The sequence below is a fragment of the Peribacillus sp. NPDC097264 genome (genome assembly GCF_050277925.1).
Taxonomy (GTDB): domain Bacteria; phylum Bacillota; class Bacilli; order Bacillales; family DSM-1321; genus Peribacillus.
In genome coordinates this window covers 74,532-89,493 of the sequence record NZ_JBNNSR010000006.1, presented here as the reverse complement: position 1 = coordinate 89,493, position 14,962 = coordinate 74,532, and the positions used below count along the sequence as shown (strand labels likewise).

At 38.1% G+C, this 14,962-nt stretch carries 15 protein-coding genes; 8 read left to right on the top strand and 7 right to left on the bottom strand.

Features of this window, described 5'->3' with window-relative positions:
- Position 1 precedes the first annotated feature (1 nt).
- Positions 2 to 598: a flavin reductase family protein gene (locus tag ACQKL0_RS10870; protein WP_427687522.1), complete on the top strand. Its 597-nt coding sequence runs from the start codon at positions 2 to 4 to the stop codon at positions 596 to 598.
- 204 nt (positions 599 to 802) lie between these two features.
- On the opposite strand, the gene ACQKL0_RS10865 is transcribed toward ACQKL0_RS10870, so the two are convergent.
- On the bottom strand, positions 803 to 1,348 hold the full coding sequence (locus ACQKL0_RS10865; protein WP_427687520.1) for a GNAT family N-acetyltransferase: 546 nt from the start codon (positions 1,346 to 1,348) through the stop codon (positions 803 to 805).
- Positions 1,349 to 1,525: 177 nt separating this feature from the next.
- Between ACQKL0_RS10865 and ACQKL0_RS10860 the strand changes: the two genes are divergently transcribed.
- The 3 genes from ACQKL0_RS10860 (at position 1,526) to ACQKL0_RS10850 (ending at position 3,173) form a co-directional block, all read left to right on the top strand.
- A complete protein-coding gene (locus tag ACQKL0_RS10860; RefSeq protein WP_427687518.1) occupies positions 1,526 to 1,927 on the top strand; it encodes a cytidine deaminase in 402 nt (133 codons plus the stop codon).
- Between the two features lie 34 nt (positions 1,928 to 1,961).
- Positions 1,962 to 2,549, top strand: a complete 588-nt coding sequence (locus ACQKL0_RS10855) for a hypothetical protein (protein WP_427687516.1) — start codon at positions 1,962 to 1,964, stop codon at positions 2,547 to 2,549.
- Positions 2,550 to 2,699: 150 nt separating this feature from the next.
- The gene (locus ACQKL0_RS10850) at positions 2,700 to 3,173 is read left to right on the top strand and encodes an SMI1/KNR4 family protein (protein WP_427687514.1); all 474 of its coding nucleotides are present in this window, start codon (positions 2,700 to 2,702) and stop codon (positions 3,171 to 3,173) included.
- Positions 3,174 to 3,267: 94 nt separating this feature from the next.
- Here the strand turns inward: ACQKL0_RS10850 and ACQKL0_RS10845 are convergent, their stop codons facing one another.
- From ACQKL0_RS10845 to ACQKL0_RS10835, 3 genes are read right to left on the bottom strand one after another with little or no spacing between them, the layout of a single operon-like run.
- Positions 3,268 to 4,038, bottom strand: coding sequence for a hypothetical protein (locus ACQKL0_RS10845; RefSeq protein WP_427687512.1), 771 nt, complete (start codon positions 4,036 to 4,038; stop codon positions 3,268 to 3,270).
- A gap of 1 nt (position 4,039) precedes the next feature.
- Positions 4,040 to 4,918: an ATP-binding cassette domain-containing protein gene (locus tag ACQKL0_RS10840; RefSeq protein WP_427687510.1), complete on the bottom strand. Its 879-nt coding sequence runs from the start codon at positions 4,916 to 4,918 to the stop codon at positions 4,040 to 4,042.
- Positions 4,915 to 5,289, bottom strand: coding sequence for a GntR family transcriptional regulator (locus tag ACQKL0_RS10835; protein ID WP_427687508.1), 375 nt, complete (start codon positions 5,287 to 5,289; stop codon positions 4,915 to 4,917). Before ACQKL0_RS10835 ends, ACQKL0_RS10840 begins: the two co-directional genes overlap by 4 nt.
- Before the next feature lie 384 nt (positions 5,290 to 5,673).
- Between ACQKL0_RS10835 and ACQKL0_RS10830 the strand changes: the two genes are divergently transcribed.
- The gene (locus ACQKL0_RS10830) at positions 5,674 to 6,234 is read left to right on the top strand and encodes a competence protein ComK (RefSeq protein ID WP_427687506.1); all 561 of its coding nucleotides are present in this window, start codon (positions 5,674 to 5,676) and stop codon (positions 6,232 to 6,234) included.
- Positions 6,235 to 6,330: 96 nt separating this feature from the next.
- Positions 6,331 to 6,600 (top strand): excalibur calcium-binding domain-containing protein, encoded by a 270-nt coding sequence (locus tag ACQKL0_RS10825; protein ID WP_427687504.1) that lies wholly within the window; start codon positions 6,331 to 6,333, stop codon positions 6,598 to 6,600.
- A 340-nt stretch (positions 6,601 to 6,940) separates the two neighbouring features.
- Here ACQKL0_RS10825 and ACQKL0_RS10820 read toward each other — a convergent pair whose 3' ends face one another.
- The 3 genes from ACQKL0_RS10820 to ACQKL0_RS10810 form a co-directional block, all read right to left on the bottom strand.
- Positions 6,941 to 7,273, bottom strand: coding sequence for a ComEC/Rec2 family competence protein (locus ACQKL0_RS10820; protein ID WP_427687502.1), 333 nt, complete (start codon positions 7,271 to 7,273; stop codon positions 6,941 to 6,943).
- A gap of 590 nt (positions 7,274 to 7,863) precedes the next feature.
- The gene (locus ACQKL0_RS10815; RefSeq protein WP_427687500.1) at positions 7,864 to 8,814 is read right to left on the bottom strand and encodes a DNA cytosine methyltransferase; all 951 of its coding nucleotides are present in this window, start codon (positions 8,812 to 8,814) and stop codon (positions 7,864 to 7,866) included.
- Between the two features lie 35 nt (positions 8,815 to 8,849).
- The gene (locus ACQKL0_RS10810) at positions 8,850 to 9,923 is read right to left on the bottom strand and encodes a HindVP family restriction endonuclease (protein ID WP_427687498.1); all 1,074 of its coding nucleotides are present in this window, start codon (positions 9,921 to 9,923) and stop codon (positions 8,850 to 8,852) included.
- Positions 9,924 to 10,774: 851 nt separating this feature from the next.
- On the opposite strand from ACQKL0_RS10810, the gene ACQKL0_RS10805 reads away from it, so the two are divergent.
- Together ACQKL0_RS10805 and ACQKL0_RS10800 are read left to right on the top strand one after the other, a co-directional pair.
- Positions 10,775 to 12,493, top strand: a complete 1,719-nt coding sequence (locus ACQKL0_RS10805) for an MrcB family domain-containing protein (RefSeq protein WP_427687496.1) — start codon at positions 10,775 to 10,777, stop codon at positions 12,491 to 12,493.
- The gene (locus tag ACQKL0_RS10800) at positions 12,465 to 14,918 is read left to right on the top strand and encodes a DUF2357 domain-containing protein (protein ID WP_427687494.1); all 2,454 of its coding nucleotides are present in this window, start codon (positions 12,465 to 12,467) and stop codon (positions 14,916 to 14,918) included. Before ACQKL0_RS10805 ends, ACQKL0_RS10800 begins: the two co-directional genes overlap by 29 nt.
- The last annotated feature ends 44 nt before the right edge of the window (positions 14,919 to 14,962 follow it).

Genomic DNA, 14,962 nt, shown 5'->3' with positions numbered 1-14,962 from the left:
CATGCAGTTTAATCCATCAGAGTTACAAGAAAAAGAAGTATATAAACTGTTAAGCGGTTCTGTCGTTCCTAGGCCAATCGCTTGGGTATCGACCATTTCAGAGGCAGAACAATTAAACTTAGCACCTTTTAGTTTTTTCACAGTCGCATCCAGAAACCCTCCAATGCTGTGCATTTCTATAGGACCAGGAGTAGGTGAGAGAGTAGGTACAGAAAAAGATACACTCATCAATATTCGGTCTCAACAAGAGTTTGTCATTAATGTTGTTCCGGTGACACTAGGAAATGAGATGCAAAAAACGTCTGAGAATCTGCCGAGTTCCGTAAATGAATTTGAAGTAGCAGGATTAACGCCGGTCGATAGCCATATCGTTAAACCAAAACGGATTAAAGAAGCTCCGATTAATATGGAATGTCAGCTCGAGCAGATCATCAAACTGGGGAATGACTACTTAATCATTGGAAAAATGGTTCAATACCATATTCAGGAAGAATATTACCTCGGTAATTATAAGATCAATCATGATCGACTGCAGCCCCTTGGCCGGCTTGCCGGAAATTACAGTGAAACAAAGGACTTCTTATCGTTGCCCAGATAATTATGAAGAAAGCTTAAGGAAAAGGATCCTTAAGCTTTCTTACCTGTTGTTTTCATTCTTGGCGAGGATACAGATTACTTTAGTAGTTTCGTTTCTTTTTAGAAGGCTCTGTTAAAGGTTAATGTTGATATAAAATAAAAAACGGAATTTCTATAAAACTGGAAGTTCCGTTGATTTGCTTGTCTTTTTGAACCTACGCCCTCATTACTTGAATAACTTATACCAGTATAAAGTGGTTTCAATATCAGGATTATAGGACTGCTTGAGTGTGTCCACTCCACCTAGTATGAATCCTTGTTTCACGTAAAATCTGCAGGCACCAAGATTATCATCTTGGGTTTCCAAGGACATGCCTATCAGGTTTCTTTGTTTTGCCCACTCTTCTGCTTTATATAAGAGCAACGTTCCGACGCCACTGCCTCTATACTCTTTCTTAGTCGCAATGTTTTCAATATAACAGAAGCGATTCCAATCCTTAATGATTCTAATTTGTCCTATGCACGTATCATTCATATAAGCTAAAAACAAAGCTTTATCCTCTTGGTTTATATAGTGACTCCAATCAAGTTTGTCATCTGGAAAACGTGTTTGTCTAGTATTATCAAAAAGAACTTCTTCATAAGACCACTTTCCTGCTTGTAAACGGGGGACAACTCTACCATATAACGTAAAATAATCATTTGTCAGATTGATATCCTCTATCAAGTCAGTATTTAATGGAGAAATAATGAGTTTATCTTCACTACCCAATCTCAAACACTTCCTTTTATGATGTTTTTGAAAATATTTAAGGATCATTAAACCACTGCACGTTAGCTGAATAAGCCTCTTTTTATATACTACCAAAAAAAGTAAATTAGATTATGTAAATTTATGCTAAAGTGGTAATACGTAAAAGTATTTTTGCAAGGTGATGGGGGATGAAGCATGAATATTGAACAAAGACTGTATCAAGCAGCAATCGAATTGATCACAAATAGATACCCTTCTGGATGGGGTGGTGCTGCAGCGATGTATACGGAAGATGGTAAGGTCTTGACAAGCGTTGCGCCAGAGGTCATAAATGCATCGACGGAATTGTGTATGGAAACGGGTGCGATTCTTGAAGCACATAAGCTGAACACAAAGATTACACATTCTATTTGTGTTGCAAGAGATGACGAACAGGCTGAATTTAAAGTCTTAACTCCTTGTGGGGTATGCCAAGAAAGACTTTGGTATTGGGGTCCTCATGTAAAAGCAGCTATTACGAACCCAGATGAAAGACTTGTATATAAAACACTGGAGGAAATCCAACCATTTCATTGGTCTAGAGCCTATGATAATTAAGATCCTTCTTGAACCAACGGGGTCTATGAAAAAGATGAACAATAAGCACATTATAGTTGGTGAATACATGTTAGGTAAAAAATATGAATTAGTAGAAGCGTTTCCACCTGAATTAAAGGAAGATGCGATGAGGGTGTTGAGAATGATGACCCAAACAAATAGGTTAGACGTCTCTTCCTGTTTTGAGGTTGACGTTAAGGGAAGTAGATTGATGATCCCTGAACGCATTTACAATAATGAACTTTCCTTATCGAACTATCAATCCTTAACTAATCGACAACAATTAGTAGTAGATTGTTTATTCACAAGGCATCACGATGGTTTTATTAGAGAAAAGCACTTAAAAAAGATCATTCATCAATGCAGTGACTACAATGGGTGGATCCTTCCCTATATCATTCGGCTGACGGGGGAGTATGTAATTGAAATCTTACAAGTGATAAAAGAAAATGTAGGTCATATTGATAAGGGTATAATAAAAGATTTCATTACAGAAAATCCAAGATTTTATCATACAATCGAAAGTCGAGTAGAGAGCTATTGGAATTGTTATTATCGAAGGGAATATCCAGCCAAAACAGATTATGTAGGTTTTGAGATCATTGAGTATTTCGGTTCGTGAATATTCTTTACATATAGCTTAAGTTTTGGGAGTCCAAACATTAGTAACATGAATATTGAACAGGAAAAGGATAAAAATCCTATACAAGTAATAATGAACCATGTATTATGTGTCTTGAATGAAAATATGAACGTATAGGAAGTGCAAACAATGGGGAAAAGCATCTGGTTAGAAGATGTAGAAATAGAGAAGTTAGCACCATTAACAGATGAAATGGTCAAAATAGCAGAAAAACAGCTGAAAGTAAAATTACCGCAAGCTTATATAACGCTCCTTAAAGAACAGAACGGTGGCTATATTGAATGCAACGCCTATCCAACTGATGTTCCGACATCATGGGCGGATGACCATGTGAACGTGGACTATATCAACGGAATTGCTGAAGAAGATGGCATCCTGGATAGCGAATATTTAATCGAAGAATGGGATTTGCCGAAAAACCTTGTCCTTATCTCCGGCGATGGACATACATGGACGGCCCTCGATTACAGAAAGACGAAAGAAAACCCGCCTGTTATATTCGTTGATGTGGAAGATGAGAAAATCATTAAATTAGCTCCTGACTTCGAAACGTTCTTAAGCGGATTAACCGTGTGGGAAGACGAAGATGATGAAGATGAGTGACAGCCACCAGCTGAACTGAAAAACAAAGCCTCACTACATGCGACATGTAGTGAGGCTTTTACGTTTATAGTTATTAACATCATCCTCATACCTATTAAACCTTAATGGCTACCCTTTTAGTAAATTGCCGAATGATCCAAAGGACAATTCCTACTATCACCAGCACTACGAAGACCGATACATACAAAGGCATCGTGAAGGTGTAGTTATACATCCCAATTGCGAGTCCGGCATGCATGAGAACGTCTTCTATATAAAGAACTAAGCCCCCCAATGCAATACTGCCAAGGCCGGCAATGGTTCCAAACCGGTAGAAGGCCGCCCCGATGAGCCATCCTACTATATAAGAGGTGAGGATATTTAATGAGAAGATCAATAGGGCTAATAGCGGGTCACTGTGAAGTTCTACAATCGGTGTTAAAATAACGGATTGGATCATATCACTAATGAGGTTTCCACCATCATCTATATGCTCCGACTTATACCCTTGAAAAACAATCGGTAAATCAGCAAGTTTGATGATCATCGAAATCACTTGAGTAACGAGTGCGGATAACAAGGGAATGATGATGGATAAGCTAATGGAAGCAAGAGTGGCACCATAAAAGAAATCTTTCCTTGTGATTCCATGGCCTACATAGTGTTTGATGAAACTAGATGAGGAGATAATCCCGATGACAAGCATAAATATATTGGAAGTAATGGAAGACGAGGCGAAAAATGTACTTACTTCATCCTCGCTAAACTGAGAAGTGGTTATTTTAATTACATGGATAAGCAACATGACGCCAAAGAAGCTGAGTGTCCAAACAAACTGCATCCAAAACATATCCCTCGTTACTTGTAAGTAAGGCTTTTGATTCATTTCAGACATCCTCTCCAGTCAAGTGAATGAATAAATCTTGAAGCGAAACGGATCCCACTTCGAGTCCACGGTGCTGCGCCTCTTTTCGTTTGGCTTCACTAAGTTCCCCGAAAACCATTACAGACTTGGTGCCGCCCAATTGCTGTACACTTAACTGAGTCAATTCAAGGCCACGCACAAAATCATCTACCTCCTCAGTTTCTCCGGTGATCGAAGCGCCCTTCGTGATGAACGATTCATACTCTTCCTGAAGTAACATCTTTCCTTCATGCAGAATCAATACTTCATCAAACAAATAGTCCATTTCCGAAACTAAATGAGTGGAAAGGATGATAATCCTCGGATAGTGAGCTTGATCCTCTAACACTTCCCGGTAAAATATTTCACGTGTCGGCGCGTCCATCCCTTGATAGGCTTCATCAAAAATGGTGATCGGTGCCCTACTAGCCAAGCCGGCAACCACATCAAAGGCAGATTGCATCCCTTTTGAGAATTTCTTCAAAGGTTTATTGACCGGTAAATTGAACTTCGTGAGGAGGGTGTCTGCATAGTCACGATCAAAATTAGCTCGATACCTTTCGACATCCAGGAGAAGGTTTTTAGCGTTTTTGGATTCCTCCTTATAATCCTTACTGTAAATGAAATGAACCAAAGACATGACCTTTGCATTCTCAAAAGGCTCTTCACCATTGATTGTAAGCATACCTTCCGTTTGAGAGCGGAAAGAGGAGAGAATGGACAGTAAGGAGGTTTTTCCTGCCCCATTTCTGCCGAGAAGACCGTAAATCTTCGGTCCAGACAGCTTGAAATCAATATGCTGCAGGGCATGGTGCTCCCCGTAGCGTAAACCAAGATTATTCACAACAACCTCTACCGTCAATGCAACCCACGTCCTTTCACCTGTTTAATGAACTCCATTATTTCATGTTCACTGATGCCTAGATTATCTGCTTCCTGGACCAATCCGATGACATACTGATCGACGAACGCCTCTTTCCGTTTTTGAACAAGCTTGCTTTTAGCACCTTCCGCTACAAACATTCCAATCCCCCTTTTTTTAAAAAGAATCCCTTCCTCCACCAACTGATTAACCCCTTTGGACACCGTAGCATGATTGATTTTATAAAAGCTGACGAGTTGGTTCGTGGAAGGAGCCTGGTCGCCTTCCTTTAACTGATCATTCACAATCTGATCCTCGATTTTCTCGCGTATCTGTAAATAAATCGGTTTATCCTGATGGAACGGTTTCATTTCCCTCACCACTTTTCAGAATCACCATAATCAAACTTATATGGTTATATACTTATGTGTATAACCATAAAGGGTTAACCAATATTTGTCAATAACTAAGTGAAGGGAGCTCCATGTCTCTACATTTCATGAAATTGTCATTTTCAAAGAGACCGGACCTAAAAGTTCTATTAAACTTCACAAAATGACTGGAAAATCAGTAAAAATGAATGAATATTCATTGGGAAAATGAAAAACTATGCTTTTATGAGTCTGTTTTGTAAAAAAGTAAGTTCATTTAACAGGAATATGAATCAAAAAGAACAAGTTCTTATAGGTCTAGATAATTAGGTTGATTTTACAAAAAATACATAAAATAGGATAATGGTCGCAGGGGTGATTAATATGAAAAGAGAATACATAATTAACAAAGAAACAATTAGTTTAATATCGGAGTTTGATAATTTCGGTAAGGAGAATACTAGAGCAATAGAGGGAGAGAATATGTTCTTGGTAAATAAATCTCCAGAGAAAATAATCAATGATACTCTTAACTACCTAGGATCAAGTTTAGAAGGGGCCATTATAGGTTCCAAGTCCATACTGGGAAATAAATACAGAGTGCCTATTTCCATTTCTGCAAAACAAGGTATCACTTGGTTTCCATGTAACTCCTTTAGACCAAAGGAAAGCATTTGGTTAGCGCATTCTCACATTGAAAATTTAGAGAAACTAAATTCTATTGAAACCATAGTACATATGAGTCATGGGCATAGTTTAAATATATCTATGAGAAAAAAACAAATTGAAGATAGGATGGGAAGGGCAGCACTTCTTCAAACTAAGCTAGTTGAACGTTCCACAAAGAAAATGCTTTTTCTATATGAAAAGGGAAGTGGTATCAAACTTTACAAAAGGAAAGGGGAGATTAATTTCTTTGCAAAGGATAAAGAAAAAGTAGATTAATATTTATTCAATGGTCTAATAATATATATTGTAAATCTCAGTGAAGTTAATTATTATTAATTATGTAAAAAATAGTATACAAAATGAGGCTGTTTCATGAGAAAAATACTGGCTCCTTTTCTCTCTTTAACCATAGTATTGGGATTTTCAATAAGTTCTAATGAGATTGTTGAAGCAAAAGCTAAAGTCAAAACATATAAAAATTGTACTGAGCTGAATAAGAAATACAAAGGAGGCGTAGCTCGTTCTTCTTCAGTTAAAAACAAGGGCGGTAAAACGAAATACAATCCTTATGTTTCAAAGGTACTCTATGATGCTAACAAAAGTAAGGATCGTGATAAGGACTTAATCGCTTGTGAAAAGTAAAGTTCCATATAAATTAAGTACAAAGTCATTACTTTGAAAAGGTCTTTCTTAAGAGAGGCCTTTTTAAGTAATGCTTAAAAAGAAAAAGCCCTGGCTCAAGTGAGAGGGCTGTACACTATACTATTAATCCTCGAAGAGTCATCAATTAAATCATCAACTTCTTTTCTTAACTTTTTAGTGTTTTCTTTAGAAATTGTTATTTCGTGTCCATTAAAGATTAAAATATCTCCAATTTTAGCATCTATGGGGAGTGTGCTTTGGGAAAATCCTTCATTTTAGTGCCTTCCATTTCTACAACTTCAATTTCTCCTTCAAATCGATCAATAATTCCCCTTATCATTTACTTCACCGTCTTTACAGTAATTTTCGTACCCGTAGAAGTAAAAATAATGTTTCCTGATTTGTCTGTACGATATGTTTTAGCTTTAACAGAATTTAATCGTTTTACTACGGTAGATGTAGGGTGACCATAACCATTTTTTCCAACACTAATTACAGCATACTTTGGTTTGGATTGATTAATGAAAGCTGAACTTGTTGATGTTTTTGCCCCATGATGGCCAACTTTTAGTACATCTATACTTGGTACTAGATTTTTAGCCAAGATATCTTTTTCTGATTTTTCTTCGGCATCTCCAGTAAACAAAAATGTCTTTTTATTGTGCTTAAGCAACAGTACAGCACTCCAGTTATTTAAGTCAGAATTGGAATAGGTCCTAACAGGAGCAAGGAATTTTAAAGAAGAGTTCTTTGCCTTGGTTGATATTTGGACTCCTGTTTGTCAATTTAATGGTTTAATATATAAATCGTCTGTTTAATTTTTCGAGTTATGTACTTCTTTAACATCCGATTCCACCTTTAATTGACATATTTGTATGGTTCTATTTAATCGAATCGCTGTTTTTTAACGATTATTTCACTTGAAAATGTCATTTTTCTGTTCGGGGTTAGTTATTTTTCGTTGATTTAGTTTAGTTTTATAGAAAACAAAAAAATCCGAATAGGTCCACTTTTTTAAGTGTCCATTCGGTGCACAGAAAAATATTTGTTTTGGGAGCTTTTTTGAGTAAATGAGGTAAAAGAAAGCCTTGTTAGGTTCTGGCTATCGACAAAGTCGGTAGCTGTTTTTTGTATAAAGTTTAGCAACAAAATATAGTGTTCTTATAACGGAAATACAATTAAATATGCTAATTATAAGATGATAAACCCCCTTTTTCACTAATATCTTTTTGAAAAAGGGGGTTGTCTAAACTCTGAGCCTTGTTAGGCTTTTACTAATTCGAAATTAAATAGGTCTATCTGTGCATGACCATGTTCTATCTCTTTGTTCTCTATATAATTTTTCACACTAGTTGCGACATATTCGGCAAGTTTAACAGGAACCGCATTACCTATCATTTGTTCTAAATGCGTTTTTGGAAGGTCAAAGATGAAACCTTTAGGAAATGTTTGAATATAACTTCTTTCAATAGTAGTCAAAGGTCTAATATTTTTTGATATTGGGGCAGAGTCAGCAGAATGACCAGGGTACCCTTCAGGTAGAGGTCTATTTACACCTCGGACTGTTGGTGCCGGTTCGTCAATGCTAAATATCCCACGTCGATTGTAATTTCTCGGATGACGATAATAATGCTCAATTCCTAAACTGTCTCCAAGATAATCGCGGACTGTCATTCTTTTTGTAGACATTCTAGCAGTTAAGTATGGTTCTATTACATTATCTACACCACCGAGTTCACCAATCAAAAAGAATCGCTTTCGTTTTTGTGGAACTCCACAAAAGCTTGCATCAAGTATTGTAGACGTTAAACCATAGCCGGCATCTTTAAATATTTGAAGGGATAAATTATAAGCATTTGACTTTTCGACTCGATCAACGTTCTCCATGACAAAATAATTAGGTTTTACTTCTTTAATAATGTTAGCATACTTTATAGTTAAATCGGATCTACCTAAGCTTTCATCACGTTTGCCAGCTGACGAGAAGTCTTGACAAGGAGGTCCACCAATTATCATATCTGGTTTATGATCCTGTATTTCACTAAAATCATCTAAATTTGCTAAATCACATTTGAAAATAGGGTGATCAAAATTCTTTTGATAAATATCTATGGCCTTGTCCCAATTGTCATAAGCGGCTACTACCTCAAATCCCGCATTTTGAAATCCTAAAGACATACCCCCACAACCAGAAAATAAGTCTACTATCTTCATTTTAAATTCACCCTTTCATTACTAAGGAGGCGTAATTATATACTCTCAAACAGACCAGGAGTATTTACGATGACAGCGTCAAATCTTCTCTCAGGACTTAAAAATTTCTCGCCTCCACCTAAAATTATACGACTTATATCGTTTTTTGTAACCCTCGGATTCGTTAATTCATTACAAGTCATGTATTTGTGTGTTTTTACTCCAGGCAAAGAAAAAGCCTTATCATTCTTTGTATTATACGATAATTCATCAATAACTGTCTCATGGTTAATCTGACCATTTCTTGAGTAGTCGTATAAAATTTTTGTCAGCCAGATGGATGTTCTCATAATTCTCGAGACATTTTCTGCTTCAGCACACTCTTTAGTAATGTCTACGAAAAGGCGTGTAAAGGCGAAGTCACTCCATATAAACATATCAAGACAGTTATCAGCAAATGTAGGAGATTTTCCAATTGTTTTCCAAACTGGTTGCATAATCAGTGGACTTTGTTTATCTAAATTTGATAGTAATACTTCATCTAGTGCAGTCACCATTCCTTGTAATTGTGGTAATATTTCACTTGCATTTGTCCAATTTTCAATGTGGCCACAGACAGGATGTAATAAATCATACAAATCTTGTTGTTTATCACTATATGCAGTAGCGATACTTACTGCAAGGTAGACAATAGTGTCAGGTCTAATAACAAGTTCACAACCGTATGTCTCATCCCTTAACATAAAAGTAGTTTGATCTGGTAAAGCTGTTAATTTAACTTCTAGCCCTCTTAAACAGCTAGTTGTTGAGTTGTCCATTGTAACAAGATCAACTCGAGGTAAAGTACCTTCAACAAATTGTTGATAAGGAACAAAATCACGTTCAAACGCGAAGTATAAATTTTCATTACCCGGTTCAAGACCGAATAATGTTTCAACAGCAATTTTTTTGTGTTCAACTTTTAGTTCGGAATCTAATTTTAAATAAACAGGTTCTAAACCCTGTGAATACATAAAACAAGCTAATGATGCAGGAAATGAACTATTAAATTGGTTTTTCCCCCAACTTTTATTATTTGTAAAGTCACGATTAGATTTATTTAAACCAAATAATCCAGGTGAAACTGCCATTTACTATAATCCCCCTTAATATAACTCACTTTATAATAATGGAAATATTGTGAAGTAACAAGGACAAAAGGGGAACAGTTTAAAGAAGATTAAATAAAAAAATGTAAAAGAATTAAAGCTTATAATAAAAGAGGTCAATTGGTATTTTGTAAACCAATTAAGGATGATGAAAGTCCGTGATCGTATCCCAAAATTATCGAAGATACCGCTAAGAAATATACAACCAGAGTACTAAATGATGCAGAATACATAATGGAGGAATCGAAGAAAAAAAAGTTTGAAGAATTATAGAAAAAATGCGATTGGAAAATTGGCTGATGTGCTGTAAATCAGGTATGAACTAGCTGAAGACTATGGATCTTCTATTGACGAAGTAGAGGAAATAAAGCAAAGTAAAGCAGCTAAATGTGGTGGCTTTAAGGAGAATGGTTATCAGATTGAGGTTGAGGATGAGTAGGGTCCAGTTAATTCCCCATCATCTTGGAACGCACTTATTGACGCAGATTAAGTCTGCTTCTTCAATATTTATTCTGACTTCATCATTTGTCGTGAAGTAATTAAAGTAATTATGTAATGCTAAAGTGGAGTGGAAGTTCTAAGGGTTTAATTTCTTATGAAGATGATATTTTCAAGCTGAATTTCGAAATTACACCAGAGGATAAGCAACTCTTATTTAATGAAACAAATGATATTGGTGTATATTCGGTTGCATTATTATTTTGAGCCGAAGGGTAAGTAGTTTAAAGTTAAAGTCCTGTTTATATACATATACTTTGCGGGATTTTTGTTATTCTAATAATACCTTTAAATTATTTAAATATATTATAAAAAAATAATAGGAGATGGAAAATGTGAATCTTCGAGATTGTTTATTGAATGTTTCAAGTAAATATCTACCTGCTAAAAGTGAAAATTTCGGTGGACACTCTTTGGCTAGTTTTATCAGACATGATGTTCCTAAAGTACTTAGTAAATTGCATTTTCTTGATGATGTAAGATATTTGGTTACAGCATCTGCTGGTCAAGGAAAATGGACTTCAGCACCTTGGATTGCTATTTTAAATCGTACTGTCACTAATTCTACACAAAGAGGCTATTATCTCGTTTATTTATTCAGTGAAGATATGCAGAGACTTTATTTGTCTTTCAGTCAGGGCGTTACGGAAACCTCTAAAGAAGATATACAGCGGATCAAGAAGGATATTCGCGACCATATTATCATGGATACTTCAGTGAACAAAGATGATCAATTATATATAGGTGAGGGCCATAGATCAAAGCTATATGCGCAGTCTACAGCTGCTTATATTGAATATAACCTGGATGACCTACCGTCGGAATCTGAGCTTATTCATGACCTTGAAATGATGGTTGGCTATTATGAAGAGTATGTTGAATTTAAAAAAGATCCGCAGATCGATTCTTTGTATACACCACCTATGAGTAATGAATTTACATATGAAAAAGAAAAATGGCTAGCGACGAACAAAGACCTCATCACCCACATCCATTCCTACATAACTGCTAAAGGCTTCTTCTATACCAAGGAAGAAGTCACGAACTTATTTCTCTCTCTTAAAACAAAGCCATTCGTCATTCTTTCCGGGATTTCCGGTACGGGGAAGACGAAGATTGTTCAGTGGTTTGCGGAGAGTGTGGGGGCGACGGAGGAGAATGGGCAGTTCACGTTGATTCCGATTCGCCCGGATTGGAATGATGGGTCGGATTTGCTTGGGTATGTGGATATTAAGGGCGATTTCAAGCAGGGTCCCTTTACGAAGGTGATTGAAAAAGCGGAACAGAATCCGGATAATCCTTATTTTGTGCTGCTGGATGAGATGAATCTGGCACGGGTGGAGCATTATTTTAGTGATGTGCTGAGTGTGATGGAGAGCCGTAAGTGGGAAGCCGGGGAGATGGTTACGTCGACCCTTCTATCAGCGGAGATGGCACAGCGGGATATCAGGCTGCCTGTGAATCTGTATGTCATCGGGACGGTCAATATGGATGAAACGACCCATCCTTTTAGTAAAAAGGTGCTTGACCGGGCGAATACGATTGAATTTAACCGGGTGGCGTTATCGAATCTTTCCTTTTTGGAAGACCAAGAAGAAGTGGAACCAAAGCTGGTTCAGGACCATATGTTCAGGTCGAAATATTTGCACCTGAAAGACCTTTATCTCGGAAATCAGGATTTGGTTCAGAAAGTCACGGCGGAATTAGAAGAAATCAATAAATCGTTGAATTTAACAAATGCCCATATCGGGTACCGGGTTCGCGACGAGATTTGCTTTTATCTTGCTTATAATGAAGAAAGCGATTTGATGGATTTCAATACCGCGTTCGATCACTGCATTTTACAGAAGATCCTGCCGCGCATTTCTGGAAGTGACAGCCGTGTAGATCGACTGTTAAGAGGGTTATATCAATTATTTACGAACAAAGAATATAGTGATGATCCGGCATGGAATGAAAGTAGTACGGCAAGGTATCCAAAGAGTGCGGCTAAGGTAGTCGAGATGTTAGGGAGGTTAGAAGAAGATGGCTTCACTTCCTTCTGGATCTCCTGATGATGTCACGCTGGTCAAAATCGAGACAGATGGCCTGTCCCTTGCGATCAAAGGAAAACCATTTCATTACCGCTATGAGGGGTTAAAGCAGTACCGCAAGATGGATTTTCATGATGTGATGCAATTTTCCGTACAGGGTGAGAAGATACAACGTGTTGAAGTCTATGATATTGAATCGGGGAAGTTAACCGAGTCACAGGACGTCCGCCCGATCTTCTTCGAGAATGGGACGTATCAAGTGATTGTGGTTTCCAAACGAAATCAAGAATTGGAATTCTATCATGAGCATCCTCTCTTGCGCCAGGCGGTTACACGAGTGGACCTCGCGGAAATTCCGATGTTGATGGGAAATCTTCAGTTTCAAAATGAGGTCGGGTATACGACCTTTGAAATTCGTTCCGAAGAGCGCGTTCTAGTGGAAGTGATACTTGAGATCTTTCCGGTCAAATTGGATTATCAGAAGGATTACCGGCAGTTGCTGGATGAAGTGAATGATGAGATTTATAACTTGGCTTTTCACTTTATCCGGAAGACCTATTTAGGTGCCAGCATTAAGCTGGATGGCAAACCAAGCCGGGCGGAATTTTACCGCTTGATGACAAAGCACTTCAAGCAGTTCATCCAGGCAGTCAACCGTGTGGAGCGGCAGCCACACCACAAGTTGGAAACGACGTATGTAAAAGCACGGGGCGATCAAATGAGCAAGGCTGATTTCTATACCCGGAAGTATCTGCAAAAGCGCAGTCAGTCGTTCGTTGAAGTGGAAAAAGGGATTTACATTCACGGGAAAATGATGATGCCACGAGATGGCATGAAGCCCAAAAAAGAGCTGCGTTACGATACAAATGAAAATCGGTATGTGAAATGGATGATGGAACGGTTGATTCATAAGTTCGATGATTTGCTGGGAGCGTTGACGAACCAAAATAAACGGTTCAAGGAAAAGCCGGATCCCGAACTGTTACTGCGTTTGAATGAGATGAAACGGCAGTTGGAATCGATAAAGAAGAATGGATTTTGGCGAAGGATCGGCAGGCTTGATCGTTCGGTGATGAGTTTGGTACTCCAAATGGCACCGGGGTATCGAGATGCGTTTCAAATTTTCTTAACGGTTTCAAAAGGACTCATGCTGCAAGGGAAGCTTTATCAAATGTCGGTGAAGGACGTTGCCACCTTATATGAATACTGGACCTTTTTGAAGCTTGGCCAGATTTTGAACAGCAAGTATACGCTGATGAGTCAAGATATTGTCAGTGTGAATAAAGATGGGCTCTTCGTAAACTTGGAAGCCAATCGAACAGCAAGGCGAATCTTCCAGCACCCAGTGACAAAGGAAAGAATCGAACTCACGTATCAAAAGTACGTAGGGAAATTGCCGACGGTATCGCAAAAGCCTGATACGATGCTGACGATTGCGAAAAAAGGCAAGAGCCACAGCTATAACTATGTATTCGATGCCAAGTACCGGATTGATTATGCCCAGCCGGACAGCTATTACCAAAGTCGTTATCAAACACCTGGACCCCTAGAAGAGGACATCAATACGATGCACCGGTACCGGGATTCTATTGTCTCGATGAATGGCGGTCCATACGAGCGGACGGCATTCGGGGCTTATGTGTTGTTTCCTTGGTCTGATGAACAAAGCTATAAAGACCACCACTTTTATAACAGTATCGATTCGGTCAATATCGGCGGCCTGCCATTTTTGCCACAGGCCACGGATCTGGTCGAACAATTCATCGAGCACCTCATTGAAAAAAGTCCTGAGGAAATCCAAGCGGAAGGGATCTTACCTAGGGGAACGAAAGAAGAATGGACATCCACGTTAGAGGAAAAAGTACTTGTCGGAACGGTTTCGTCTGAAGGGGATTACCGAGATTTTATCCAACAAGGGTCCTATCAAATCCCGGTTACTAGTTTGAGAAAAGGGTGGCAGGAAGCGAAATATGTAGCCCTCTATAAGACCTCGGGCATCGAAGAGAACGGCATTACGGAGTATGGTGAAATCAAGAGGTTATCAACGGATAAACATTTCGTGACGTTCTTTGTGGAAGTCTGGAAGAATACGAAGCAGGCGATCCGTCCGGTTAAATACGGGATCGCAACCTATATGATGACCACACTAACCCAACTAAACGACGCGAAAGAGCTACCAGAGTTATACATGAAAAACAAACAGGAAACGACTCTTTGGAGGATGCTTAGAAGGATATCGGATCAGATTCAAATCAGCCTGGATAGTCAGGTCGTCGACCAGGCCTCCAAGATTGGAACCTTTTCATTTAAAGATATCGAAATTCGGTTGAACCAAGAAGAACAAACCTTATCGATAAGTAAGGATAGCGAGACACAGGTATTAAGTACAGAATTATTGATTCACCAGCCATCGAAGGTATTTAGGGAAGTGCTTAGATTGCTTTAATAAGATGCAAATCCATTTTACTATCTGTAAAGTGGATTTTTTCG

Coding starts and splice junctions, on each gene's coding strand:
- ACQKL0_RS10870 (WP_427687522.1), top strand. CDS start 2: ATGCAGTTTAATCCATCAGAGTTACAAGAAAAAGAAGTATATAAACTG.
- ACQKL0_RS10860 (WP_427687518.1), top strand. CDS start 1,526: ATGAATATTGAACAAAGACTGTATCAAGCAGCAATCGAATTGATCACA.
- ACQKL0_RS10855 (WP_427687516.1), top strand. CDS start 1,962: ATGAACAATAAGCACATTATAGTTGGTGAATACATGTTAGGTAAAAAA.
- ACQKL0_RS10850 (WP_427687514.1), top strand. CDS start 2,700: ATGGGGAAAAGCATCTGGTTAGAAGATGTAGAAATAGAGAAGTTAGCA.
- ACQKL0_RS10845 (WP_427687512.1), bottom strand. CDS start 4,038: ATGAATCAAAAGCCTTACTTACAAGTAACGAGGGATATGTTTTGGATG.
- ACQKL0_RS10835 (WP_427687508.1), bottom strand. CDS start 5,289: ATGAAACCGTTCCATCAGGATAAACCGATTTATTTACAGATACGCGAG.
- ACQKL0_RS10830 (WP_427687506.1), top strand. CDS start 5,674: ATGAAAAGAGAATACATAATTAACAAAGAAACAATTAGTTTAATATCG.
- ACQKL0_RS10825 (WP_427687504.1), top strand. CDS start 6,331: ATGAGAAAAATACTGGCTCCTTTTCTCTCTTTAACCATAGTATTGGGA.
- ACQKL0_RS10815 (WP_427687500.1), bottom strand. CDS start 8,814: ATGAAGATAGTAGACTTATTTTCTGGTTGTGGGGGTATGTCTTTAGGA.
- ACQKL0_RS10810 (WP_427687498.1), bottom strand. CDS start 9,923: ATGGCAGTTTCACCTGGATTATTTGGTTTAAATAAATCTAATCGTGAC.
- ACQKL0_RS10800 (WP_427687494.1), top strand. CDS start 12,465: ATGGCTTCACTTCCTTCTGGATCTCCTGATGATGTCACGCTGGTCAAA.